Raw genomic sequence first — 25,575 nt, forward strand, 5'->3', positions numbered from 1 at the left:
CGTAAAGAATAAAAAAAGGAGAATCCTGATAAATGAGAAGTGATACCGTAAGAAAAGGCACACAGCAGGCACCTCACCGTTCCCTGTTTAATGCCCTTGGAATGACAAACGAAGAAATGGATAAACCGCTGGTAGGAATCGTAAGCTCTTACAACGAGATCGTACCGGGACATATGAACCTTGACAAGATCGTAAACGCTGTAAAACTTGGTGTTGCAATGGCTGGCGGTACACCGGTAGTATTCCCGGCTATCGCAGTATGTGACGGAATTGCAATGGGACATGTTGGAATGAAATATTCACTTGTAACACGTGACCTGATCGCAGATTCCACAGAGGCTATGGCACTGGCTCATCAGTTTGATGCCCTTGTTATGGTACCAAACTGTGATAAAAACGTACCTGGACTTCTGATGGCAGCAGCAAGAATCAATGTTCCGACTGTATTCGTAAGCGGCGGCCCGATGCTTGCAGGCCATGTAAAAGGACATAAGACAAGTCTTTCCAGCATGTTTGAGGCAGTAGGCTCCTATGCAGCAGGAACCATCACAGCTGATGATCTGGCAGAATTCGAGAACAAAACCTGTCCGACCTGCGGATCATGTTCCGGTATGTACACTGCAAACAGCATGAACTGCCTGACAGAGGTTCTTGGAATGGGCCTGAAAGGAAACGGTACCATCCCGGCCGTATATTCCGAGCGTATCCGTCTTGCAAAACATGCAGGAATGCAGGTAATGGAAATGTACAGAAGGAACATCCGCCCAAGAGATATCATGACAAAAGAGGCAGTTTTGAATGCCCTCACTGTAGATATGGCACTTGGCTGTTCCACAAACAGCATGCTTCATCTTCCTGCTATTGCACACGAGATCGGAATGGATTTTGATATCAGTTTTGCAAATGAGATCAGTGAGAAGACTCCGAATCTCTGCCATCTTGCACCGGCAGGCCCGACTTACATGGAAGATCTTAACGAGGCCGGAGGTGTCTATGCAGTTATGAACGAGCTGAACAAGATCGGACTTCTCCATACAGAGTGTATGACAGTAACAGGAAAGACAGTCGGAGAGAACATTAAGAATTGTGTAAACCTGAATCCGAAGGTTATCCGCCCGATCGACAATCCGTATACAAAGACAGGTGGACTTGCAGTACTGAAGGGAAATCTTGCACCGGACGGCGGCGTTGTAAAACGTTCCGCAGTTGTACCGGAGATGCTGGTACATGAAGGCCCTGCACGAGTATTTGACAGCGAGGATGATGCAATTGTGGCCATCAAGAGCGGCAAGATCGTAGAGGGTGATGTAGTCGTTATCCGTTATGAGGGACCAAAAGGCGGTCCTGGAATGAGAGAGATGCTGAACCCGACATCCGCCATCGTAGGAATGGGACTTGGTTCTTCCGTAGCCCTGATCACAGACGGACGTTTCAGCGGCGCATCCAGAGGAGCCGCTATCGGACACGTATCACCTGAGGCAGCAGTAGGCGGCCCGATCGCACTGGTTGAGGAAGGCGATATCATCAGCATCAACATTCCGGAGCTGAAACTGGAGATTAAGGTTTCTGACGAGGAGATGCAGGCAAGAAGAGAGAAATGGCAGCCAAGAGAGCCGAAGGTAACAACAGGTTATCTGGCAAGATATGCTTCCATGGTAACATCCGGAAACCGCGGTGCAATCCTGGAAGTACCGAAAGCAAAATAAGGAGGAACGAAAGACATGCAGCTTACAGGTGCAGAGATCATCGTAGAATGTCTGAAAGAACAGGGCGTTGACACCGTATTTGGATATCCGGGCGGCGCGATACTGAATGTTTACGATGCCTTATATGAATACAAAGATGAGATCACGCATGTACTGACTTCCCATGAGCAGGGGGCATCTCATGCTGCTGACGGCTATGCGAGAGCTACCGGAAAGGTAGGTGTCTGCCTGGCAACATCCGGTCCCGGAGCCACCAACCTGGTAACAGGAATTGCTACTGCATACATGGACTCCGTACCCATGGTAGCCATTACTGCAAATGTAGGAAGGCCACTCCTGGGAAGAGATTCTTTCCAGGAGGTTGATATCGCAGGGATCGTAATGCCTGTGACAAAATACAGCTTCATTGTAAAAAATATTGAAGATCTTGCAGACACGTTGAGAAGAGCATTCTATATTGCAAAAAGCGGAAGACCTGGTCCTGTTCTTGTGGATGTTCCGAAGGATATCACAGGAATGAAATATGAATACGAGCCAGTTCGTCCTGCAACAGTCAACCGTGAGGTCAGGAATATCCGTAAAGAAGATATGGACCAGGCACTGGAAATGATCAGAGAAGCAGAGAAACCGTTTATTTTCGTAGGCGGTGGCTGTGTGATCGCAGGCGCAGATAAAGAAGTACGTGAACTTGCACATAGGATCCAGGCTCCGGTTTGTGATACTTTGATGGGCAAGGGAACTTTCCCGGGAGAAGATCCTCTCTACACAGGTATGGTAGGAATGCACGGAACAAAAGCTTCCGACCTTGGTGTAACAGAATGTGACCTTCTGATCGTTCTCGGAGCACGATTCAGTGACCGTGTAACAGGAAATACGAAGACTTTTGCACATAATGCAAAGATCCTTCAGATTGATGTGGATGCAGCTGAGATCAACAAAAATATCACAGTGGATGCAAGCGTGATCGGAGATGTGAAAGAAGTTCTGAAACGTCTTCTTGAGGAAATTCAGGAGAAAGAACATCCGGATTGGGTTGCTCATATCCAGAACCTGAAAGCAAAATATCCGCTGAATTATGATCACACACAGCTTACTGGACCATATATTATAGAGAAGCTTTATGAGTTGACAAACGGTGATGCCATCATCTCCACAGAGGTCGGACAGCATCAGATGTGGGCGGCACAGTATTATAAATATAAAGAGCCGAGAACGCTTCTTACTTCCGGTGGACTTGGAACCATGGGTTACGGCCTTGGCGCTGCAATTGGCGCGAAGATGGGCAGACCGGAAAAAATAGTTGTAAATATAGCAGGTGACGGATGCTTCCGTATGAATATGAATGAGCTGGCAACAGCTGCACGCTGTGGCAGACAGCTGATCCAGATTGTTATGAACAATCATGTACTGGGAATGGTGCGTCAGTGGCAGACGCTTTTCTATGGAAAGAGATACTCTTCCACAGTACTGGATGACGCCGTTGATTTTGTGAAATTATCGGAGGCACTGGGTGCAAAAGCCATTCGTGTGACAAAAATGGAGGATGTGGAACCTGCACTTAAGATGGCACTGGCAGCAGAGGGACCTGTCGTTCTGGATTGCTGGATCGATCAGGATCTGAGTGTGTTCCCGATGGTACCGGCTGGTGCGAATCTAGATGATGTATTTGACGAGGAGGATATGAAGAAACATGAGTAGAGTGTATAATTTTTCTGCCGGACCGGCAGTGCTTCCGGAGGAAGTACTCAAAGAAGTAGCTGATGAGATGATGGACTATAACGGCACTGGAATGTCCGTTATGGAAATGAGTCACAGAAGTGCAGCTTTCCAGGAGATCATTGATACAGCAGAGAAAGATCTCCGCGAGCTTATGAACATCCCGGATAATTACAAGGTACTTTTCCTCCAGGGAGGAGCATCCCAGCAGTTTGCCATGATCCCGATGAATCTTATGAAAAACAAGGTTGCAGATTATATCGTAACAGGTCAGTGGGCAAAGAAAGCTTATCAGGAAGCTCAGAAATACGGAAAAGCAAACAAGATCGCATCTTCTGAGGATAAAACCTTCAGTTATATCCCGGACTGCAGTGATCTGCCGATCAGCCCGGATGCAGATTACGTATACATCTGTGAGAACAACACCATTTATGGTACTAAATTCAAAAAACTTCCAAACACAAAAGGCAAGACTCTGGTAGCAGACGTATCCTCCTGCTTCCTGTCTGAGCCGGTTGATGTAAGCAAATACGGTATTATTTACGGTGGTGTTCAGAAGAACATCGGACCGGCAGGTATGGTTATCGTTATCATCCGTGAGGATCTGATCACAGAGGACGTTCTTCCGGGCACACCGACCATGCTTACATATAAGACACATGCAGACGCAGGATCTCTTTACAACACACCGAATGCTTACTGCATCTATGTATGCGGAAAAGTATTTAAATGGCTGAAGAAGATGGGCGGTCTGGAAGTGATGAAACAGCGCAATGAGGAGAAAGCAAAAATCCTTTATGATTACCTGGATTCCAGCAAACTGTTCAAAGGAACTGTAGTTCCGGAAGACAGATCTCTTATGAACGTTCCGTTTGTAACAGGAGACAAGGAAATGGATGCGAAGTTTGTCAAAGAGGCAACAGAAGCAGGCCTTGTAAACCTGAAAGGACACCGTACAGTTGGCGGAATGCGTGCCAGCATCTATAATGCTATGCCGAAGGCCGGCGTAGAGGCGCTGGTTGCATTCATGAAAAAATTCGAGGAGGAAAATGCATAATGTTCCAGTATCATTGCCTGAATCCTATTGCTGAGAAGGGACTTAAACTTTTTGGCGACAATTACAAAAAAACAGAGAGTGCAGATCAGTGTGATGCTATTCTTGTAAGAAGTGCAAAAATGCACGATATGGAGCTTCCGAAGAGTGTTTGTGCAGTTGCACGTGCAGGTGCAGGTGTCAACAATATCCCGGTTAAAGAGTATGCAGAGAAAGGTGTTGTTGTATTCAACACACCTGGAGCAAATGCAAACGGCGTAAAAGAGCTTGTACTTGCAGGTATGCTGCTTGCATCCAGAGATATCGTTGGCGGCATCGAGTGGGTTGCACAGGAGAAAGATAAAGAGCATATCGGCAAACTTGCCGAGAAGCAGAAAAAACAGTTCGCAGGCTGCGAGATTAGTGGCAAAAAGCTTGGTATCATCGGTCTTGGAGCAATCGGAGCCATGGTTGCCAATGCAGCATGCGGTCTTGGAATGGAAGTTTATGGCTATGATCCGTATCTTTCCATCGATGCAGCATGGAACCTTTCCAGAACCATTAAACACAGCAAGAGCCTGGACGAGATTTACAGCCAGTGTGATTATATCACCATTCATGTTCCGCTTCTTGACAGTACAAAGAAGATGATCAATAAAGAAGCTTTCGACAAGATGAAGGACGGAGTGGTTCTGCTGAATTTTGCAAGAGATCTTCTTGTTGATGAGGATGCGCTGATCGAGGCTGTAGAGAGCGGTAAGGTTAAGAAATATGTGACTGACTTTGCCAATGAGACAGTTGCAGGACGCGAAGGTATTCTGGTAACTCCGCATCTTGGTGCTTCTACTGAGGAGTCTGAGGAGAACTGTGCGGAGATGGCTGTGAAAGAGATCCGTGATTACCTTGAGAATGGTAATATCAGGAATTCTGTGAATTATCCGAACTGTGATATGGGTACCTGTGTAGCTGTTGGAAGAATCTCTCTTGCACACAGCAACACACCGAATATGATCAGCCAGGTAACCAAGATCCTCGGATCTGAGGGACTGAACATTGCGGATATGACCAATAAGAGTAAAGGGGAGTTTGCTTATACTCTTATTGATCTTGAGAGTGCGGCTTCTGCGAAAGCACTTGATGAACTCAAGGAGATTGAGGGCATGTACAGGGTGCGTGTTGTTAAGTAAAGTAACAAGATTTTAGAATGATTTTTTGAAAAATGCTGTGTTTCGTTTGTGGTGAACGGGATGCAGCGTTTTTTTGGAAAAAAATGAAAACCGCAAAGGAGCCGAGAGAAGTATGACTTGTAATTCCGAACGTCTTTCTCTCTCGCTCTTTTGCGGTTTTCCTTAGCTTTTCAAGAACTGATAACTCTATTTGCGCAATGCGATGAAGTTAAGAATTTCATCCTTCTCAGGCATTACACGAAGAGCACCCTTCTTGGTAGTGATAAGAGAAGCTGCTGCATTTGCAAAAGTAAGCAGCTCACAGAGATTCTCATCTGTGAGATCCTCAAGCCCGTGCTCCAGCACATAATTCAATGTACTTGCACAGAAAGTATCTCCAGCACCAGTAGTTTCAATCGTATGCTCCTGAAGGAACGGAGCAGCTTCCACTTTACGTCCGCGATAGTAAGCTCTGCTTCCATCTTTACCCATGGTGATCAGAACAAGCGGAATATGATATTTCTCTTCGATCAGGGCAGCACCCTTATCATAATCAGTGGTGTCAAAGAGAAATTCCACTTCATTGTCAGAAATCTTCAGAACATCACATCTTTCCATTCCATATTCGATTTCTCTCCGTGCATCGTCAAGATCCTTCCAGAGAGGAGGACGAAGATTTGGGTCGAAGGTGATGATACATCCGGCTTCTTTTGCCACATCAAGGGCATAACGGGTAGCTTCACGAACTCCCTCATGAGTAGAAGAAAGAGTACCGAAATGGAAAATTCTGGAATTGCGGATCAGATCAGCATCCACATCATCCTTGGTAAGCATCATATCAGCACCCGGATTACGGTAAAAAGAGAAATCACGATCTCCATCCGGATAAGTATGTACAAAAGCAAGAGTTGTATGCACTTCATCATCCATAACAAGATTTCTGGTATCGATTCCACATTCTTCGACAGCACTTTTAAGCTGTTTGCCAAACATATCATTACCTACTTTTCCGATAAAGGCAGTCTTTTTACCAAGACGGTTCAGCATGGCAAGAACATTGCACGGAGCCCCACCAGGATTGGCCTCGAAAGTTGGATTTCCCTGGGAACTTTCGCCGTTTTCTGTAAAGTCGATCAGAAGCTCGCCGAGAGCTGTTACATCATACAGTCTGTTTTCCATTTATGTTTCCTCCTGATAATTTTATTATGTGCTTCATATTTCTGGTTCATATTATAATCGCTGAAAGTGGTTTTGGGAAGAACCAAATTCATTTATTTTCTATTCTGTTACCGGTTACTTGTATATTTTTTTGCGAAGATTAATGATGGTAATCTTTATTTTTCTGTAAAAAAGTGATAAACTGAGTCTATAAAACAACAAAAATGACGGAGGAGACGATTATGGCTGATAAAGCGTATGAATATATGGATTGGCCCCGAATCGAGGCAATTGTTTATGGTGAGGAAGCTGCGCCAAGGGATGTGATGCAGCCCAGGGTGACGGAAGACGGTGTGCTGATCCAGGGATTTTTTCCGGGAACAGAAGCAGCGGAAGTATTAGTTGGAAAAAAAGTCTATCCAATGACACTGGAAGATGAAGCGGGATATTATGCAGTGATGATCCCTCTGAAAAGAATTCCGGAATATCGCTTCCGCGTAACAAGAGGAAACATGAAGGAAACTTTTTATGATGCATATGAATGTCCTTGCCAGATTACAGAAGAAGAGGAGAAAGCCTTCTGTGCAGGTGTTTATTACAAAGCTTATCAGAAGCTGGGTGCGCATCCTGGGAACTGCGGTGGTGTACAGGGAACCTATTTTGCTGTCTGGGCACCGAATGCGATACGTGTCAGTGTAGTGGGAGATTTTGACAGATGGGATGGACGGCGTCTGCCAATGCACCGCATGCCAATGTCAGGTATCTTTGAACTGTTTGTTCCGGGAGTGAAGGCAGGAAGTGCTTATCAATATGAGATCAAAGTCAAAGGAGGGAATATCCGGCGAAAATCAGATCCCTATGGAAACGGTACGCAGGAACCGCCTTCCGTGATCTCCGTTGTGACAGAGCTGGGAGATTTTTCCTGGCAGGATGATGTGTGGATGAAGGAACGTGTAAAATATGAAAGCCGCGAAATTCCGGTATCTGTTTATGAGACAGATATCACTGCATGGAAAAATAACATTGATTTTGTAAATTTCGTAAAAGAAACCGGCTATACACATGTGGAATTACATCCGGTCATGGAATATCTGGATCAGAAATCAGGTGGTTATTCTACTTCTGCATACTATTCTGTGACAACACGTTTTGGTACAGTAGAGGATTTCCGCGTACTTGTGGAGGAACTCCATCAGGCCGGGATCGGTGTGATACTTGACTGGGCACCTGCACAGTTCCCGCGTTTTGATGCAGGACTTGAGAAGTTTGACGGAACACCGCTTTATGAAGTGCAGGATCCGGCTATGGCTGTGCATCCGATGTGGGGAACCATGCTTTATAATTACGGAAGCCCGATGGTGAGAAATTTTCTGCTGTCCAATGCGTTTTTCTGGCTGGATGAATTTCATGTGGACGGATTCCGTCTGGATGATGTGGATGCCATGCTGTATCTGGATTTCGGAAGGGAGGCAGGCCAGTGGACTCCTAATATCTATGGTTCCGGTGAGAATCTTCAGGCACTGGAATTTATCAAGCATCTGAATTCCATTGTAAAGAAACGGAATCCGGGGGTTCTTATGATCGCTCAGGAGGATGGTTTATGGCCGCAGCTTACAGACAGTGTGGAGAATGATCATCCTGGCTTTGATTATAAATGGAGCGGTGGATGGACAAGGGATCTTCTCACATATATGGAAACAGAGCCTGTGAGGAGACATGAGCATTATGACCAGATGACTCTTTCCATGATGTATGCCTACAGTGAACATTATGTACTTACCCTGGGAAAAAGGGACGTAGGTACTACCGCTGAATTTCTGGAAAAACTTCCGGGAACTCTGAAAGAGAAAAACGCACAGCTACGTGAAGCATATGCTTATCTTATCCTTCATCCGGGAATAAAGATGACTGCACCGGATTCTGATATCCAGCCGGAGCTGAAAGAGTACATTCATGATCTGAATGAGCTTTACAGAACAAATCCAGCACTGTATGCAATGGATGGTAATTCTGACGGTTTTGAATGGATCCGGTTTACAGATTCTGATGAGAATATCGTTGCATTTTTGAGAAAAACAGAGAAGCCGGAGGAAACCCTTCTTGCAGTGTGCAATTTCTCACCGGTTTCCTACGACAGCTATCAGGTGGGAGTTCCTTTTAAAGGAAAATATAAGGAAATCTTAAACAGCGATAGCGGAAAATATGGCGGCAAGGGTGTGGTAAATGTCAGGGCAAAGTCTTGTGCAGATACAGAATGTGACAACCGTGAATATTCTCTGAAACTGAAACTTCCGGCATATGGTGTGGCTGTATTCATCTGTACACCTGAGAAGAAAACAGTGCAGAGAAAAACATCAAAAGCACCAAAACACACAAAAGAAGATAAAAAAATTGTAAAGACTGCATCCGGAAAAAGCAGAACAACAAAGAGATCCAATGCAAAAATACCGAAATCCAGATCAAAAGCATCAGTTCCGAAAATCCCGGAAAGAAATATGAAGCAGAAAGCAGATATGAGATCAGCGGAGAAAACGGCAGAAAAAACAGTAACCAGTGCAGTGAAAAGAGTCAGGGAAACAGCAGCAGAAACAACATCAGCAGTAAAAGATGCAGTAAAGAAAGTAACCTCCAGAAAGAAATGATGGCGAAATAATCTGGCAAGATTCTGGAAAAACACTTGCATTTTTTATAAAATCAGGTATAATATCAGTTGTGTTTATCACAGGCTGGAATAGCTCAGTCGGTAGAGCACTTCACTCGTAATGAAGGGGTCGTGAGTTCGAGTCTCATTTCCAGCTTAACTGATAGGAGATCCGGTATCTTTGAGAAAGTCAGGGATACCGGGTTTTTCGTATAAAAAGAAGAAGTAAATCCTTGATCTTTGGGGTTGACATTGTCGGGATTTTCGCCTAAAATGGACGAAGATACGGCGATGATGAGAATAGTACACAGGGATATGTCGCAGAGAGGGATTCCCAGCTGATGAGAGTCAGATGGTGGTGTGAGAGTCCTGTCAGGTTAACTGTGGAACCGGCCTCGGAGCTCTGCGTGATTGAAGCGTGGCGTGTGTTTCCGGCGTTAACGGGTATTGAGAGAGCAGCTTTTTCGGCTGTTAACTGGGGTGGTACCGCCGAAGTCATTCGGTCCCTTGTGAGGGATTCGGAGGGCTTATTTTTTTGTCCGTAAAACGGGACTGTGATATGATGTACGGTTTATGGGATGGAAGAGTGGCCGGATGGATTCCGGATTATTGGCGGCTGGGCAGCAGTCGGCGATTTGTTTTAGATCACAAGAAAAAGGAGATTTATCATGGCAAAAGAAAAGAAATTAGTACAGGCCATCACGTCTATGGATGAGGATTTTGCTCAGTGGTATACAGACGTTGTTAAGAAGGCTGAGCTTTGCGGCTATACAAGTGTTAAAGGATGTATGGCGATCAAACCGGCAGGTTATGCGATCTGGGAGAATATCCAGCATGAGCTTGACCGCAGATTTAAAGAAACCGGCGTAGAGAATGTTTACATGCCGATCTTTATCCCGGAGTCTCTTCTTGATAAAGAAAAGGATCATGTAGAAGGTTTTGCTCCGGAGGTTGCATGGGTTACTCATGGCGGTCTTGATCCGCTTCAGGAGAGACTTTGTGTGCGTCCGACTTCTGAGACTCTGTTCTGCGATTTCTATCAGAAAGAAATCCAGTCCCACAGAGATCTTCCGAAGGTATATAATCAGTGGTGCTCTGTTGTCCGCTGGGAGAAAACAACACGTCCGTTCCTTCGTTCCAGAGAGTTTCTGTGGCAGGAAGGACATACAGCACATGCAACAGCTGAGGAAGCTGAACAGCGTACCATCCAGATGCTGAATATCTATGCAGATTTCTGTGAGGAAGTTCTCGCAATTCCGGTTATCAAAGGCCAGAAGACAGATAAAGAGAAATTTGCAGGTGCTGAGGCTACTTATACTATTGAGTCCCTGATGCACGATGGAAAAGCTCTTCAGTCCGGTACAAGCCATAACTTCGGAGATGGTTTTGCGAAAGCATTCGGAATCCAGTACACAGATAAAGACAACACACTGAAATATGTTCACCAGACATCCTGGGGAATGACAACACGTATGATCGGTGCCATCATCATGGTACACGGCGATAACAGCGGTCTTGTTCTTCCTCCGAGAATTGCTCCGGTGCAGACTGTGATCATTCCGATCCAGCAGCGTAAAGAGGGCGTTATGGAGAAAGCCGATGAGCTTCTTGCAGCACTGAAAGCAGCAGGAATCCGTGCAAAAGTTGACGCTACAGACAAGAGCCCGGGATTCAAATTCGCTGAGCAGGAGATGCGTGGTATTCCGATTCGTGTTGAGTGCGGACCGAAAGATATTGAGAACGGTCAGGCAGTTCTCTGCAGAAGAGATACCCGTGAGAAATATACAGTATCCTTCGAGGAGCTTGCAGATAAGGTAAAAGAGCTTCTGGATACTATTCAGCATGATATGCTGGAGCGCGCACGTGCACACAGAGAGTCACATACTTACGTAGCAAAGAATTATGAAGAGTTCGGCGAGATCATCAACAGCAAGCCAGGCTTTATCAAAGCTATGTGGTGCGGCGACCGTGCATGCGAGGACAAGATCAAAGAAGATTTCCAGGCAACATCCAGATGTATGCCATTTGAGCAGGAGCAGTTAAGCGATGTTTGCGTATGCTGCGGAAAACCGGCTAAGAAGATGGTTTACTGGGGACGTGCATATTAAATTTATGACAATAAATATACCACAAAAGGCAGCACAGATCCTGCGTACGTTGAATGCTGCCGGCTATGAGGCCTACGTTGTCGGTGGCTGCGTCCGGGATTCCATGCTGAGCAGAGTGCCGGGAGACTGGGACATCACAACCTCCGCACTTCCGGAGCAGGTGAAGGAACTTTTTCACAGAACCGTGGACACAGGGATCCAGCATGGAACCGTAACAGTGATGATGGATAAAGAAGGCTTCGAGGTGACAACCTACCGTGTGGACGGAGAATATCATGATGGCCGCCATCCGGATGCAGTGACATTTACCAGAAGCCTTGAGGAAGATCTTAAGAGAAGAGATTTTACCATCAACGCAATGGCTTATCATCCGGAACATGGACTGGTGGATCTGTTTGGCGGAATGGAAGATATTGATCAGAAGATCATCCGCTGTGTGGGAAATCCGGTGGAGCGTTTTACAGAAGATGCCCTTCGGATGCTCCGCGCAGTACGCTTTTCTGCACAGCTTGGTTTTACAGTGGAGGAGAATACGAAGGCGGCACTGGCGCGAATGGCAGGAAACCTGGAGCATGTCAGCGCAGAACGTATCCAGACAGAGCTTGTGAAGCTGCTGGTATCCGATCATCCGGACTATCTTCGCACAGCATGGGAGACAGGCCTGACCCGGGAATTTCTTCCGGAATTTGATGCCTGTATGGAGACAAAGCAGAACACTCCGCATCATTGCTATACAGTGGGTGAGCACATTCTGAAAAGCCTTACAGAGATTGAAAATGACCGGCTTCTCCGTATCACCATGCTTCTTCACGACATTGCGAAACCTGTTGTGAAAAAGACTGATGAGAACGGTAGAGACCACTTCAAGACTCATGGACCGGCAGGCGAGAAGCTGGCAGGAAAGATCCTGCGCCGACTGAAATTTGACAATGCAACAATTCGAAACACCTGTCGCCTGATCCGGTACCATGATCTTCGCCCGACTCCGTCAGCTGAGGATGTGAGAAGATCCGTGAACCTTATTGGAGAGGAGCTTTTTCCACTGTATCTGAAAGTACAGAGGGCAGATCTTTTATCACAGAGTATGTATAAAAGAGAGGAAAAGCTGGCACGTCTGAACGGCGTGACAGAAACTTATCAGGAGATCCTTAAAAGAGGCGAGTGTACATCTCTGAAGACCCTGGCAGTCACCGGAAAAGATTTGATAAATGCCGGACACCCGGCAGGACCGGAACTGGGAGATCTTCTGGAAAAGCTTCTTGACAGTGTATTGGAAGATCCTTCCCTTAATACAAAAGAAAAACTTCTTGAAGCAGCAGAAAAAGATAGCATAAAAACCGAATAGAATAACAAATTTCCCCCCTGCATAAGATAGAACGTAAAATAAGGCAGGGGGGAAATTGTTTGTACGATTATGGTCTGAGCGTACTGGAGCAGTATGGGCTTACTGCTTCAATCTCCGGCAGGGTAAGAGGTGCGCTTTTGTGCAGGACAGAAAAAGGCCCTGTGATCCTGCGGGAATTCCACGGATCAGAAAAAAAGCTTGCCGTGCAGCAGATGCTTCTTATGAAACTTCAGAATGAGGGCTGCCATGTTGATACATTTCTGGAAAATCAAGAAGGCGCGCTGGTAAGCAGGGACAAAGATTCCATACCCTATACTGCACAGATCTGGTTTGACGGACGGGAATGTGACACAAAATCAGAAGCTGATATCCTGAAAAGTGTGCGCATACTGGCAGAGATCCACAGAAAAATGCAGCTCCCGCTGGAGAAGGATTATACAGGACGAGACTTGAAAGATGAATACATCCGCCACAACCAGGAACTCCGTAAGATACGCAGCTTTATCCGAAAGAAAGGGGCATCCAATCCTTTCGAAAAAGATTACCTCCGGAGTGTGGAATGGTTTCTGGAAAAAGGCGAAGAGGCAGTTTCCATGCTTAAGACAACGGATTATGACAGGCTCAGGGAACAAGCTTTGCGTGCAGGCTGTATCTGTCATGGAGAGTTCAACCAGCACAATGTGCTGATCTTAGGCAGAAATGCAGCTGTGACCAATTTCGGCCACTGGAGTTTTGACGTGCAGATGGCAGATCTTTACCGATTTATGCGCAAGATACTGGAGAAATACAGCTGGGATCCCCGTATGGCGGAAAAAATGCTCTCATCTTATAATGCAGTGCGTCCGATCTCAAAGTCAGAATGGCAGAACCTGAAAGTTCGTTTTTTCTATCCGGAAAAATACTGGAAGCTTGCCAATCATTATTACACCCACAATAAGGTGGTAGTTTCCGGGAAAAATGTGGAAAAGCTGCGCATGATGATCCGTCAGAAAGAGCAGTGGGAAAGTTTTTCAGGACAGTGCTTCGTGCAGGAGTTATTCTGAATAAGGCAAAAACAAAACTTCCATTTTTCAGAAAACTGTAATATAATATTGAGTACAGTATATGAGAAACAGGGAGGTACTTTGAAACATGGAGGATTATAAGGAAATCTATAATCAGTGGCTTGAAAACCCATACTTTGACGAGACAACAAAAGATGAGCTGAAAGCAATTAAAGACGACGAGAACGAGATCAAAGAGCGTTTTTATATGGATCTTGAGTTTGGTACGGCAGGCCTGCGCGGTATCATTGGCGCGGGAACCAACCGTATGAATATTTACGTTGTAAGAAGAGCTACACAGGGTCTTGCCAACTACATTGCTAAAGTAGACAAGAAATCCCAGGGTGTTGCCATTGCATATGATTCCCGTCATATGTCACCGGAGTTTGCTCAGGAAGCAGCACTTTGTCTGGCAGCTAACGGAATCAAGGCTTATATCTTTGAGACACTTCGCCCGACACCGGAGCTTTCTTTTGCAGTACGTCATCTGGGATGTGTTGCAGGTATCAACGTAACAGCCAGCCATAACCCGCCGGAATACAACGGATACAAGGTTTATTGGGAGGACGGCGCACAGATCACACCGCCTCATGACTCAGGAATCATGGGCGAGGTAAAAGCAATCTCTGACTGGAACACAGTGAAGACAATGGATAAAGAAGAAGCAGTGAAGGCAGGACTTTTCGAGGTGATCGGACAGGCTGTTGACGATGCTTATATGGCAGAGCTTAAGAAACAGATCATCCATATGGACGCCATCGAGGCAGAGGGCAGGAACCTTAAGATCGTTTACACACCGCTTCACGGAACCGGTAATATCCCGGCCAGAAGAATCCTCAAAGAGCTTGGATTTGAAAACGTATACGTAGTACCGGAGCAGGAGCTTCCGAACGGAGATTTCCCGACAGTAAGCTATCCGAACCCGGAGGCAGCAGAGGCATTTGAACTTGGCCTGAAGCTTGCAAAAGAAGTTGATGCAGACATTGTACTTGCAACAGACCCGGATGCAGACCGCCTTGGCGTCCGCGTAAAAGATAAGAATGGCGAGTACCATGATCTTACCGGAAATATGTCCGGATGCCTTCTTGCAAACTATGAGCTGAGCCAGAGAAAGGCTGTAAACGGAAGCCTTCCTGAAGACGGAGCCCTTGTAAAGACAATCGTTACAACTAACCTGGCAGATGCTATTGCCAAGGGATACAACGTAAAACTGATCGAAGTACTTACGGGATTCAAATATATCGGACAGCAGATTCTTGGATTTGAGAACAGCGGTAAGGGTACATATCTTTTCGGATTTGAGGAGAGCTACGGCTGCCTGATCGGAACTTACGCAAGAGATAAAGATGCCATTGTTGCAACTATGGCACTTTGCGAGGCAGCAGCTTATTATAAGACTCAGGGCAAGACTCTCTGGGATGCAATGATCGACATGTACGAGGAGTTCGGATACTACAAGGATGCTATTCAGGCAGTTACCATGAAAGGTATCGAGGGACTTCAGAAAATCCAGGAGATCATGACAACTCTTCGCCAGAACCCGCCGGCAGAGTTTGCCGGACATAAGGTAACAGCTGTCCGTGACTATAAGCTTGACGAGATCACAGATCTTGCAACAGGCGAGAAGAAACCTACAGGTCTTCCGAATTCCAATGTTCTCTACTATGAGCTTACAGACGATGCATGGGTTTGCGTAAGACCGTCCGGAACAGAGCCGAAGGTTAAATTCTACTATGGCGTTAAGGGAACATCCCTTGCAGATGCAGACGAGAAATCGGATGCAATGGGCAAGGCTGTTCTTGCAATGGTAGATTCCATGAAATAATGGCAGAACAGGACAGATACACATTCGAAGAACTTGTTGACATCATAAAGCGGATTCGCAGAGATTGTCCGTGGGACAGTGTACAGACCCACGAGAGCCTGAAAGAATGTCTGGTCAATGAGACTGAGGAAGTTCTGGAAGGTATTGATCACTTCCGGGACACCGGGGACAGTGACAATTTCTGCGAGGAGCTTGGAGATCTTCTGATGCTGGTTATCCTTCAGAGTGAGATCGCCCGTGAAGAGGGAGCGTTCACCGTAGATGATGTGATCAGCGGCGTTGCAGACAAGATGAAATTCCGTCATCCCAAGATATTTTTCCCGGAAGATAAAGAAGCCTGCAGCCTTTCCTGGGATGAGCTGAAAAAGCGGGAAAAAATCGGAGAAAACGCCTGTAATACGCGAAAAACCTTGACATTATAAGTCAAAAGGGTTATATATATAAAGCAAAGCCAAAAAATAAGAGAACATCAATTATTAGGAGGAAACACCATGAATAAAACAGAATTAGTAGCAGCTATGGCGAAAGATACCAATCTTTCCAAGAAAGATGTAGAAGCTGTTCTGAAATCTTTTATCGATGTTGTAACTGATGAGCTGAAAAAGGGCGAGAAGATTCAGTTGGTTGGATTCGGAACTTTCGAAGTCAGCACAAGAGCTGCAAGAGAGGGAAGAAATCCTCAGACTGGTGAGACCATGACAATCGAGGCTTCCAAGTCTCCGAAATTCAAAGCTGGAAAAGCTTTAAAGGACGTTGTCAACGGTAAATAATCTGTTAGTTCAGAGTGATAACGGCAGGGGGAACCGGATTTTGGTTTCCCCTGCTTTTTTAGGAGGAAAAAATATGCGTCTTGACAAATATTTGAAGGTATCCCGTCTGATCAAACGTCGCACAGTAGCTAATGAAGCATGCGATGCGGGAAGAGTTCTGGTTAATGACAAACCGGCCAAGGCATCTGTTCAGGTGAAGACCGGCGACACAGTTGAGATCCAGTTCGGAAGCCGGAATGTAAAGGTGGAAGTTCTGGAGGTGAAAGATACTGTAAAGAAAGACGAAGTGGAGAGTATGTTCCGCTACATCTGATGAAGGGAAAGCTGTCAGTCAGGCAGAATGTTCTATTCCGGCAGCCTTTTTCATAAAATAAAAGAGAAATCGCGCTTGGGAGGCTGGAGTTGGACGAGAAGAAATCTGCATCACTTCACAGACTGATGCTGGAGAGGCAAAAAGGCGGTACAATCACAGGAATCCGAGAGGTGATCTCTTTTGACGAAAAAGAAATACTGCTGAATACAGAAGAGGGAAAACTGGACATAAAGGGTGAAGCACTCCATGTAAAACACCTTGACCTGGAAAGCGGGGAGATCAGTCTGGAAGGAAGAATCGACAGTCTCAGCTATCCTGGCAGAAAAAAAGATAAAAAAGAAGAGTCCCTTTTAAAAAGGCTGTTTCGCTGAAGAAAAAAGACGGCAAACTGGTTGATATTTCTTTGCAGAAGATGTAAAATCTGGATATGTAAGCTCAGAAAAAGGAAACGATGCAGATATAAATGAAAAAGGAGCAGACAGATTGAAGAAGCCAGGGAAGGGAAAAGGAAAGAGAAAAATCGGATACAATTATCTCGGCATGATGGGAATTACAGTCATTGCACTGGTTATGCTTGGAAGCCTTATGATGCAGGCCAGAACGCTTCAGAACCGTCTGGATTATTATAATTCCAAGGCGTCCGCACTGGAGAAATCTATTGAGAGCGAGAAAGATCGTACCAAGGAGATCGATGCTGAGAAAGAATACATGAAGACAGATGAATATGTGGAAGAAGCAGCCAGGGAGAAGCTTGGTCTTGTGAAAGATAACGAGATCGTATTCCAGGAAGAGAAATAGCCGAAATATTTCGTATTTTGGTGAAAAGTTTTTTCTGGTTTTCGTGCAGCTTTGACAGATATTTCATAAAACCTCCTTTATAATAATCAGTCAGTGAAGGCTATCAGGGGAGGGGAGAATATGCAGGAATGGATAATTGCCATGCTCGTAATCAGCATACTGCTGATGATCCGGGACATGGCAAAAACTGTCTTTTCGGGAAAAAAGCACGAAAAAGAAGAAATCATGCCGCTGGGTGAAAGCCATCCCCAGAAGGAGAAGGTGGAGAGGTATGCAGCATCACTTCGTAAGCTGGCAGATACTTTTTACGGCATGCCGTACCGCAAGGAATTTTTGAGCAGCGGACAGCTGAACCGGATTATCTCAGATACCAGCCAGACAGTATGTTCCAGATGCTATCAGAGAGAGATCTGCTGGGGAGAACGTGCCGGTGATACCATGCGCTGCAGTGAAAACCTGATACGCACTATGGAAGAAGGAGATGAGGAGGCTATCCGCCAGGTACGCAGTGAATGGATGGGAGTCTGCGGAAAATCATCCCAGTATTTTCAGGTGATGGGGGAAGAATTCAGGGAAGAACGGCAGAATCTTGTATGGGACAACCGTATGATTGAAAGCCGGCTGGCAGTAGCGCAGCAGCTTACGGAGATATCCAGGATCATGGATCATATGGCAGAGGAGCTTTATGATATCATGCCTGCAGATCCGCAGTTTCAGGAAGATCTTAGAAAAGCTTTTCGAAAAAAACATGTGATCATCCGCCATGTTTGGGTCATGGACAAGATCGAAGGAAGACGCCAGGTTTTTCTTAATATGAGAGCCAGGAGCGGCCAGTGCATTTCCATGGCAGAGAGCTCCCAGATCCTGTCAAGAATCTGCGGAAGTCCCATGACTCCGGAACAGGGCAGCAGAAGCATTGTGAACGGAGAATTCCATACTGTGCATTTTGTGGAAGATGTGAGCTATCAGATGCTTTATGGAGTGGCCAGGATTACAAGAGAACAGGAGAAGGTTTCCGGAGATAATTATATCTGCCGACAGGAAGAAGATGGAAGATTTTTTCTCTGCCTTTCCGATGGAATGGGGTCCGGGATGGAAGCTTTCAAGGAGAGTGAGATTGTTGTGGAACTTCTGGAACAGTTTATGGAATCAGGGCTTTCTCAGGAAACAGCAGCCAGAATGGTGAATTCCGCATTGCTTTTGAAGGGCAGGGAAGGGATGTTTTCCACAGTGGATATCTGTGCTGTGGATCTGTATACAGGAATCTGCAATTTTCTCAAGGCAGGAGCTTCGTCTACTTTTATCAAGCGAGATCACTGGGTGGAATCCATTGCATCAGAGAGTCTGGCAGCAGGACTTGTGCAGCAGCTGGATTTTGACACAGCCTCAAGAAAACTTTATCATGGGGATTATCTGATCATGATGACAGACGGTGTTCTCGATGCACTTCCGGCTGAGCGGGAGGAGGAGACCATGAAGGAGATCATCATGGATGTCCGGGAAAAAGAGCCTAAGGAGATGGGGAGGGGAATCCTGGAGAGGGTTCTTGGATACAGCGATTACCGTGCCAGGGATGACATGACAGTTGTTGTGGCAGGACTGTGGAAGAAATAGAAGTTTTTTATACAGAAGGACGATATAAGAAGAAATGATCGAACGTGTAAAGAAATATATCAGAGAAAATCATATGCTGAAGGCAGGGGATATGGTGGCTGCAGGAGTGTCCGGCGGTGCAGATTCCATTGCCATGCTCCATATCCTGAAGTGCATTCAGCATGATATGGGCTTCGAGCTGGAGGCTGTCCATATCCATCATGGAATCCGTGGTGAAGAGGCAGACAGAGACGAATCCATGGTGAGAAAAATCTGCGAAGAATGGGAGATCCCTTTTGAGGTGTATCACTATCCGGTTCCGGAGCTTGCGAAGGAATGGAAGCTTGGAGAGGAGGAAACCGGAAGGATTGTCCGGAAGCAGGCTTTTTTCAGGGAGAGAGAAAGAATGGGATTTCCGGAACAGAAGGCGGAAGACCAGCCGCAGTTTCTTGTGGCACTGGCCCACAACCGCAATGATCTGGCAGAAACCATGCTCCATCACCTGGCCAGAGGAACAGGTCTTCGCGGTCTCGCGGGAATCCGTCCCTGCGGTGATGGGATCATCCGTCCGGTTTTATGTTTAGAACGCCGGGAAATTGTCAATTATCTGAAAGAGAAGGGGATTTCATATATCACGGACAGCACCAATCTGTCGGATGAATACACCAGAAACAGGATCCGCCATCATGTTTTGCCTGCCATGGAGAAGGAAATCAATCCAAGAGCAGTGGAACATATGGCAGAAACAGCCAGGATGCTGGCAGCGGCAGACCATTATCTTTTGGAAAAAGGCAGCCGGCTTTTATCCGGATGTGAAAGAAAAGACGGATATCTTTTTGAGGGGGAGTTTTTCAGGGAGGATCAGATCATTCAGGAGTATGCAGTATTGGAAGCCTTCGGAAAGCTGGCAGGAAAAAGAAAAGATTTTACTGCCCTTCATGTGGAACAGGTGCTGTCTGTTTCAGAGAAAGGAATCGGCCGTTATATAAGGCTCCCGCAGAATCTTTATGCAGTCCGGCAGTACGAAGGTGTCCATCTGGGAAAGACAGTTCCGCGGAAAGCCCCGGAGAGTACAGAATCCCTTGTAAAAAGAGAGAAATATCCTGCAGAAGATTTCTGGGAAATTCCGGTACCTGGAAGTCTGGAATGCCCGTTTGGCATCTTCGAAGCAAAAATTTTTTCCTATAAGAAACAGAAGATTGAAGAAAAAAAGTGTACGAAATGGTTTGATTATGATAAAATAAAAAATAGTCCATGCGTTAGAACCAGAAGACAGGGTGATTTCCTTGTTGTGAACCGTGAGGGTGGCAGGAAGAAACTGAACCGGATCTTTATTGATGAGAAGATCCCGGCAAGCTTAAGAGATAAGATTCCTGTTGTTGCAGCAGGCAGCGAGATTCTCTGGATCCCGGGAGGACGGATGAACGAACAGTATAAGATCACTTCCACTACAGGGAGAGTGTTGGAATTACATTACCAAGGAGGAGTTTTAGCATGAGCGAAAAAATCAGAGTTTTACTCAGTGAAGCAGAGGTAGATGCCCGTATCCAGGAAGTTGCAGATGTGATCAACAAAGATTATGAAGGCAAGGAAGTACACATGATCTGTGTACTGAAGGGTGGCGTTTTCTTTATGTGTGAGCTTGCCAAGAGGATCACACGCCCGGTAACTCTGGATTTCATGTCTGTATCCAGCTATGGCGATGACACGAAATCAAGCGGAGTTGTAAAGATCGTCAAGGATCTTGACCAGCCGCTGGAAGGCAGGGATGTTCTGATCGTGGAGGATATCATTGACTCCGGAAGAACATTAAGTTATCTGCTGCGTATCTTAAAGGGCAGACACCCGGCCAGTATTAAACTCTGTACACTTCTTGACAAGCCGGAGAGACGTGTGACAGATGTAGAGGTAGATTACTGCTGCTTCAACATTCCGGATGAGTTTGTAGTTGGTTATGGACTTGATTATGCCCAGAAATACAGAAACCTTCCTTACATCGGAGTAGTGGAGCTGGAGGACTGAAAGGAGATTTAACCAAGTGAGCAAGCATTCAGGTAAGATAGGCCTGTACTTTCTGCTTATTGTGGCGCTGATCGCAGGATATCTGTATCTCAATGACCAGGTATCGACCCAGGGAAGCTACACAATGGGACAGCTGGAGAAGGCCCTGGAAGAAGACAAGGTGACGGATGCTGTGATCCATCAGAACAGAGAAGTGCCCACCGGTTATGTAACAGCAAACATTGTTTCAGACGGTCAGAAGACAGTCTATGTAACCGATGTAAAAGAAGCAGAGGAACTTCTTGAGAAATATGACATTGATCCAACCATCCGCAATGTACCAAGAGACAGTTCTATGATCGGAACTGTTCTTCCGGTCGTACTGACAGGAGCTATCCTCATCTTTTTCTTTATGATGATGAACCGTCAGATGTCCGGTGGCGGCGGAAGCAATGCGAAGATGATGAATTTCGGAAAAAGCAGAGCCAGAATGTCTTCCCCTGACGATAAGAAAGTAACATTCAAGGATGTTGCAGGTCTCCAGGAGGAGAAAGAGGATCTGGAGGAGGTAGTTGACTTCCTGAAATCTCCGCAGAAATATACAAAAGTCGGAGCCAGAATCCCGAAAGGAGTAATTCTTGTGGGCCCTCCGGGAACCGGTAAGACCCTTCTGGCAAAAGCTGTTGCAGGAGAAGCAGGCGTACCGTTTTTCTCTATTTCCGGATCGGATTTTGTGGAGATGTTTGTCGGTGTCGGTGCTTCCCGTGTAAGAGATCTTTTTGAGGAAGGCAAACGTCATGCACCGTGTATCATCTTTATCGATGAGATCGATGCAGTTGCCCGCCAGAGAGGAACCGGTATGGGCGGTGGACACGATGAGAGAGAGCAGACACTGAACCAGCTTCTTGTTGAGATGGATGGTTTTGGTGTAAATGAAGGAATTATCGTAATGGCAGCGACCAACCGTGTGGATATCCTGGATCCGGCAATTCTCCGTCCTGGACGGTTTGACCGTAAAGTAGGTGTTGGCCGTCCGGATGTCAAGGGAAGAGAAGAGATTCTGATGGTACATGCCAAGGATAAACCGCTGGGAGATGATGTGAATCTTCGTCAGATCGCCCAGACAACTGCAGGATTTACAGGTGCTGACCTTGAGAACCTTCTCAATGAGGCAGCCATTGACGCAGCTAAGGAGAGCCGCCCGTATATCATGCAGAAAGATATCAAGGCAGCATTCATTAAAGTTGGAATCGGAGCAGAGAAGAAGAGCAAGGTGATTTCTGACAAGGAGAAGAAGATCACAGCGTACCACGAAGCAGGACACGCGATTCTTTTCCATGTTCTTCCTCATATGGATCCGGTTTATACCATTTCCATCATCCCGACAGGTATGGGAGCAGCAGGATACACCATGCCGCTGCCGGATAATGATGAGATGTTCAACACAAAGAATAAGATGCTGGAGGATATCACCACACTTCTAGGAGGACGTGTGGCTGAGGAGATCATTTTCGGTGATATCACAACAGGTGCTTCCAATGACATCAAGCGAGCAACAGAGACCGCACGCTCCATGGTCATGAAATATGGTATGTCTGAGAAAATCGGTCTGATTGCCTATGGAAATGACGATGATGAGGTATTTATCGGCCGTGACCTGGCGCATACAAGAGGCTACAGCGAAGAAGTAGCAAGAGAGATCGATGCTGAGATATCCCGTATTATCAGCGAGTGCCACGAGAAAGCTGAGAGCATTATCCGTGAGCACATGGATGTTCTTCATGGCTGTGCAGCCCTTCTTCTTGAGAAGGAAAAAGTACATCGTGAGGAGTTTGAAGCACTTTTTACAACAGAAAAAAATGGGGTTGCAGAAATTAACGAATAAAATGCACAAAAAAACATATTGAATTTTGTGAACTTTGTGCACACTTTTTGGTGGACGCATGGTACTATATATACCGTAAAAACCCCCCAATACATTATATAGTTTTTGCTACACCCCATAAGAAGAAATACCTTCTCCAAAAAAGGCAGCCTAACCAGCTGTCTTTTTTACTGTAAAAAAATATAAAAAGATATGAGTGGGAAGATAAGAAAAACAAAGGCAGGAATGCTTGCAGGATATAAAAAATTACGCTAATATACTAAATATGAGTGCTAAAAACGGAGCGAGGAAAATAGAATGTTACATGAAAGCATGGAGACTACAAAAAAAATGCAGTATATACTCAATATGAGTCCGGTATTAAATAAAGACGCAATGTTCAGTGACGGAACCGAATATTACCGGACACCGGTGGAGCCTGATGTGGGCGATACGGTTACGATCCGTTTCAGGACACAGCGTAATAATGTGGACAATGTCTGTCTTGTGCATGACGGAGAATATCTGGAAATGAAACATGAGAAGACATCGGGAAGCTTTGATTACTATACTGCACAGGTTGTAATGGGAACCGATATCCTGCGGTATTATTTTGAGATCCATTCAGGTCTTGTTACCTGTTATTATGATACCAATGGTGTCAGTACCAGACATGAAGAACGGACTGAGTTTGAGATCTATCCGGATTATCATGTGCCGGAGTGGCTGAAAGGTGCGGTAATGTACCAGATCTATGTAGATCGGTTTTATAACGGAGATCCTTTTAATGATGTGGAGACAGCAGAATACTCTTATATTGGAGATATTTCTGTGAAAGTAGATGACTGGGAAAAAATACCTGCAGTAATGGGGGTCAGGGAATTTTACGGCGGTGATCTCCAGGGCGTGATGGATAAGCTTGATTATCTGCAGCAGCTGGGCGTGGACGTGATCTATCTGAATCCGGTTTTTGTTTCACCCAGCAATCATAAATATGACTGTCAGGATTATGACCATATCGATCCCCATATCGGGAAGATCGTGGAGGACTGTGACGGCCTTTTAAGCCCGGGAGACAGGGATAACAGCCATGCGGCCAAGTATATCTGCCGTGTGACGGATAAACGCAACTTGGAGGCCAGCAACAAGCTGTTTCAGGAGCTTGTTGAGGAAATCCACAGGAGAGGAATGAAAGTGATCCTGGATGGTGTGTTCAACCACTGCGGATCCTTCAATAAATGGATGGACAGGGAGCGGATCTATGAAAATCAGGAAGGTTATGAGAAAGGTGCTTATGTTTCAGCAGACAGCCCTTACCGTTCTTTCTTTTGTTTCAAGAATCAGAATTTGTGGCCGTACAATCCTTCCTATGAGGGATGGTGGACCCATGATACTCTGCCCAAGCTGAATTACGAGGAGTCGGAGGAGCTTTGTAAAACAATCCTGGAAGTAGGAAAGAAGTGGGTTTCCCCGCCTTACAATGTAGATGGATGGAGACTGGATGTTGCAGCAGATCTGGGGCACAGCAATGAATTTAACCACCGTTTCTGGAAAGAGTTTCGCAAAGTAGTGCGGGAAGCGAATCCGGAAGCAGTGATCCTGGCTGAGCATTATGGAAATCCGGAGAGCTGGCTGCTTGGAGATGAGTGGGATACTGTGATGAACTACGATGCTTTTATGGAGCCTGTAACCTGGTTTCTAACCGGGATGGAGAAGCACAGTGATGAGTACAGAGAAGATCTCTACGGCAACAGTGAGGCCTTTATCGGGGCTATGAAGCATCACATGCGTTCCCTTCATATGGGAGCTCTTTACGGGGCTATGAATGAGCTTTCCAATCACGATCATTCCAGGTTCCTCACAAGAACGAACCACAGGGTAGGAAGACTTTCCTACGCAGGAGCTGAGGCAGCATCTGCAAACATCAATCCTGCGATCATGAGAGAGGCTGTTGTGATCCAGATGACCTGGCCTGGCGCGCCAACCGTATATTACGGAGACGAGGCTGGTGTCTGCGGATTTACAGATCCGGACAACCGGAGGACATACCCCTGGGGAAAAGAAGATCTTGAAATGCTTGATTTCCACAAGCGGATGATTTGTATACACAAGGCATATCCGCTCCTTTCAAAAGGATCCCTGGAATTTTTGTGGAATGATTATCAGGGCTTAAGCTATGGACGTTTTTCTGATGATGAGCAGATTATAGTGATCCTGAATAATCAGGAATATGAGAGGGACGTGCGTGTGACAGCCTGGAAAACAGGTGTAAGCCGTAAAGGTGCTGCAGCTTTCCAGAGAATCATGCTTTCCTCTAAAAACGGCTATACAGAAGAGGCAGAAGAATATATTGCAGAAGCAGGAATCCTTCAGGTACGAATGCCTGCATACGGAGTCATGGTGCTTTATCATGGAGCTAAAGATAAATATAAATAATACACAAGATCAGACAGCTGTCCTGGAAATAATGGCAGATATCTGATGGGCCGGAAAGG

At 45.9% G+C, this 25,575-nt stretch carries 20 protein-coding genes and 1 tRNA gene; 20 read left to right on the forward strand and 1 reads right to left on the reverse strand.

The features are described from left to right. Window positions 1-32: 32 nt before the first annotated feature. Genes ilvD through HFM85_RS05800 form a run of 4 tightly spaced genes read left to right on the forward strand, consistent with a single transcriptional unit; the run spans window position 33 to window position 5,642 of the window. Complete coding sequence (gene ilvD, locus HFM85_RS05785) at window positions 33-1,706, forward strand: dihydroxy-acid dehydratase (RefSeq protein ID WP_173737502.1); 1,674 nt, start codon at window positions 33-35, stop codon at window positions 1,704-1,706. A gap of 15 nt (window positions 1,707-1,721) precedes the next feature. Next, the gene (ilvB, locus tag HFM85_RS05790) at window positions 1,722-3,404 is read left to right on the forward strand and encodes a biosynthetic-type acetolactate synthase large subunit (RefSeq protein WP_173737503.1); all 1,683 of its coding nucleotides are present in this window, start codon (window positions 1,722-1,724) and stop codon (window positions 3,402-3,404) included. Continuing rightward, window positions 3,397-4,479, forward strand: coding sequence for a 3-phosphoserine/phosphohydroxythreonine transaminase (gene serC, locus HFM85_RS05795; RefSeq protein ID WP_015527147.1), 1,083 nt, complete (start codon window positions 3,397-3,399; stop codon window positions 4,477-4,479). Before ilvB ends, serC begins: the two co-directional genes overlap by 8 nt. Then, window positions 4,479-5,642, forward strand: coding sequence for a phosphoglycerate dehydrogenase (locus HFM85_RS05800; RefSeq protein WP_173737504.1), 1,164 nt, complete (start codon window positions 4,479-4,481; stop codon window positions 5,640-5,642). The genes serC and HFM85_RS05800 overlap by 1 nt, the downstream gene beginning before the upstream one ends. Before the next feature lie 186 nt (window positions 5,643-5,828). On the opposite strand, the gene HFM85_RS05805 is transcribed toward HFM85_RS05800, so the two are convergent. Next, complete coding sequence (locus HFM85_RS05805; protein WP_173737505.1) at window positions 5,829-6,800, reverse strand: carbohydrate kinase family protein; 972 nt, start codon at window positions 6,798-6,800, stop codon at window positions 5,829-5,831. 221 nt (window positions 6,801-7,021) lie between these two features. On the opposite strand from HFM85_RS05805, the gene glgB reads away from it, so the two are divergent. From glgB to HFM85_RS05885, 16 genes are all read left to right on the forward strand, one after another. Then, window positions 7,022-9,421 carry a 1,4-alpha-glucan branching enzyme gene (gene glgB / locus HFM85_RS05810; protein WP_173737506.1) on the forward strand — a complete coding sequence of 800 codons (2,400 nt, stop codon included), beginning with the start codon at window positions 7,022-7,024 and terminating at the stop codon, window positions 9,419-9,421. Between the two features lie 83 nt (window positions 9,422-9,504). Next, a tRNA-Thr gene (locus tag HFM85_RS05815) sits at window positions 9,505-9,577 on the forward strand. A 511-nt stretch (window positions 9,578-10,088) separates the two neighbouring features. After that, on the forward strand, window positions 10,089-11,528 hold the full coding sequence (gene proS, locus HFM85_RS05820; RefSeq protein WP_119239096.1) for a proline--tRNA ligase: 1,440 nt from the start codon (window positions 10,089-10,091) through the stop codon (window positions 11,526-11,528). 4 nt (window positions 11,529-11,532) lie between these two features. Next, complete coding sequence (locus HFM85_RS05825) at window positions 11,533-12,873, forward strand: CCA tRNA nucleotidyltransferase (protein ID WP_173737507.1); 1,341 nt, start codon at window positions 11,533-11,535, stop codon at window positions 12,871-12,873. 59 nt (window positions 12,874-12,932) lie between these two features. Next, entirely contained in the window at window positions 12,933-13,916 is a 984-nt protein-coding gene (locus HFM85_RS05830; RefSeq protein WP_173737508.1) for a protein kinase family protein, read from the forward strand. 88 nt (window positions 13,917-14,004) lie between these two features. Continuing rightward, entirely contained in the window at window positions 14,005-15,741 is a 1,737-nt protein-coding gene (locus HFM85_RS05835) for a phospho-sugar mutase (protein WP_173737509.1), read from the forward strand. Then, complete coding sequence (locus tag HFM85_RS05840; RefSeq protein ID WP_173737510.1) at window positions 15,741-16,163, forward strand: MazG nucleotide pyrophosphohydrolase domain-containing protein; 423 nt, start codon at window positions 15,741-15,743, stop codon at window positions 16,161-16,163. Before HFM85_RS05835 ends, HFM85_RS05840 begins: the two co-directional genes overlap by 1 nt. A 69-nt stretch (window positions 16,164-16,232) precedes the next feature. Then, complete coding sequence (locus HFM85_RS05845) at window positions 16,233-16,511, forward strand: HU family DNA-binding protein (RefSeq protein WP_015527117.1); 279 nt, start codon at window positions 16,233-16,235, stop codon at window positions 16,509-16,511. Between the two features lie 73 nt (window positions 16,512-16,584). Further along, window positions 16,585-16,824 carry an RNA-binding S4 domain-containing protein gene (locus HFM85_RS05850; RefSeq protein ID WP_118062154.1) on the forward strand — a complete coding sequence of 80 codons (240 nt, stop codon included), beginning with the start codon at window positions 16,585-16,587 and terminating at the stop codon, window positions 16,822-16,824. Window positions 16,825-16,913: 89 nt separating this feature from the next. Next, window positions 16,914-17,195, forward strand: coding sequence for a sporulation protein YabP (yabP, locus tag HFM85_RS05855; protein WP_173737511.1), 282 nt, complete (start codon window positions 16,914-16,916; stop codon window positions 17,193-17,195). Window positions 17,196-17,307: 112 nt separating this feature from the next. Further along, the gene (locus HFM85_RS05860; protein ID WP_243251357.1) at window positions 17,308-17,622 is read left to right on the forward strand and encodes an FtsB family cell division protein; all 315 of its coding nucleotides are present in this window, start codon (window positions 17,308-17,310) and stop codon (window positions 17,620-17,622) included. 120 nt (window positions 17,623-17,742) lie between these two features. After that, window positions 17,743-19,236, forward strand: a complete 1,494-nt coding sequence (locus HFM85_RS05865; RefSeq protein WP_173737512.1) for a SpoIIE family protein phosphatase — start codon at window positions 17,743-17,745, stop codon at window positions 19,234-19,236. Between the two features lie 34 nt (window positions 19,237-19,270). Beyond that, a complete protein-coding gene (gene tilS, locus HFM85_RS05870; protein WP_173737513.1) occupies window positions 19,271-20,713 on the forward strand; it encodes a tRNA lysidine(34) synthetase TilS in 1,443 nt (480 codons plus the stop codon). Then, window positions 20,710-21,237: a hypoxanthine phosphoribosyltransferase gene (hpt, locus tag HFM85_RS05875; protein ID WP_173737514.1), complete on the forward strand. Its 528-nt coding sequence runs from the start codon at window positions 20,710-20,712 to the stop codon at window positions 21,235-21,237. The genes tilS and hpt overlap by 4 nt, the downstream gene beginning before the upstream one ends. Before the next feature lie 16 nt (window positions 21,238-21,253). Beyond that, on the forward strand, window positions 21,254-23,101 hold the full coding sequence (gene ftsH, locus HFM85_RS05880; protein ID WP_195455349.1) for an ATP-dependent zinc metalloprotease FtsH: 1,848 nt from the start codon (window positions 21,254-21,256) through the stop codon (window positions 23,099-23,101). A gap of 297 nt (window positions 23,102-23,398) precedes the next feature. Next, complete coding sequence (locus HFM85_RS05885; protein ID WP_173737515.1) at window positions 23,399-25,516, forward strand: glycoside hydrolase family 13 protein; 2,118 nt, start codon at window positions 23,399-23,401, stop codon at window positions 25,514-25,516. Window positions 25,517-25,575 lie beyond the last annotated feature (59 nt).

Origin of the sequence: Blautia schinkii, from assembly GCF_013304825.1 — a bacterium.
Taxonomy (GTDB): Bacteria; Bacillota; Clostridia; order Lachnospirales; family Lachnospiraceae; genus Blautia_A; species Blautia_A schinkii_B.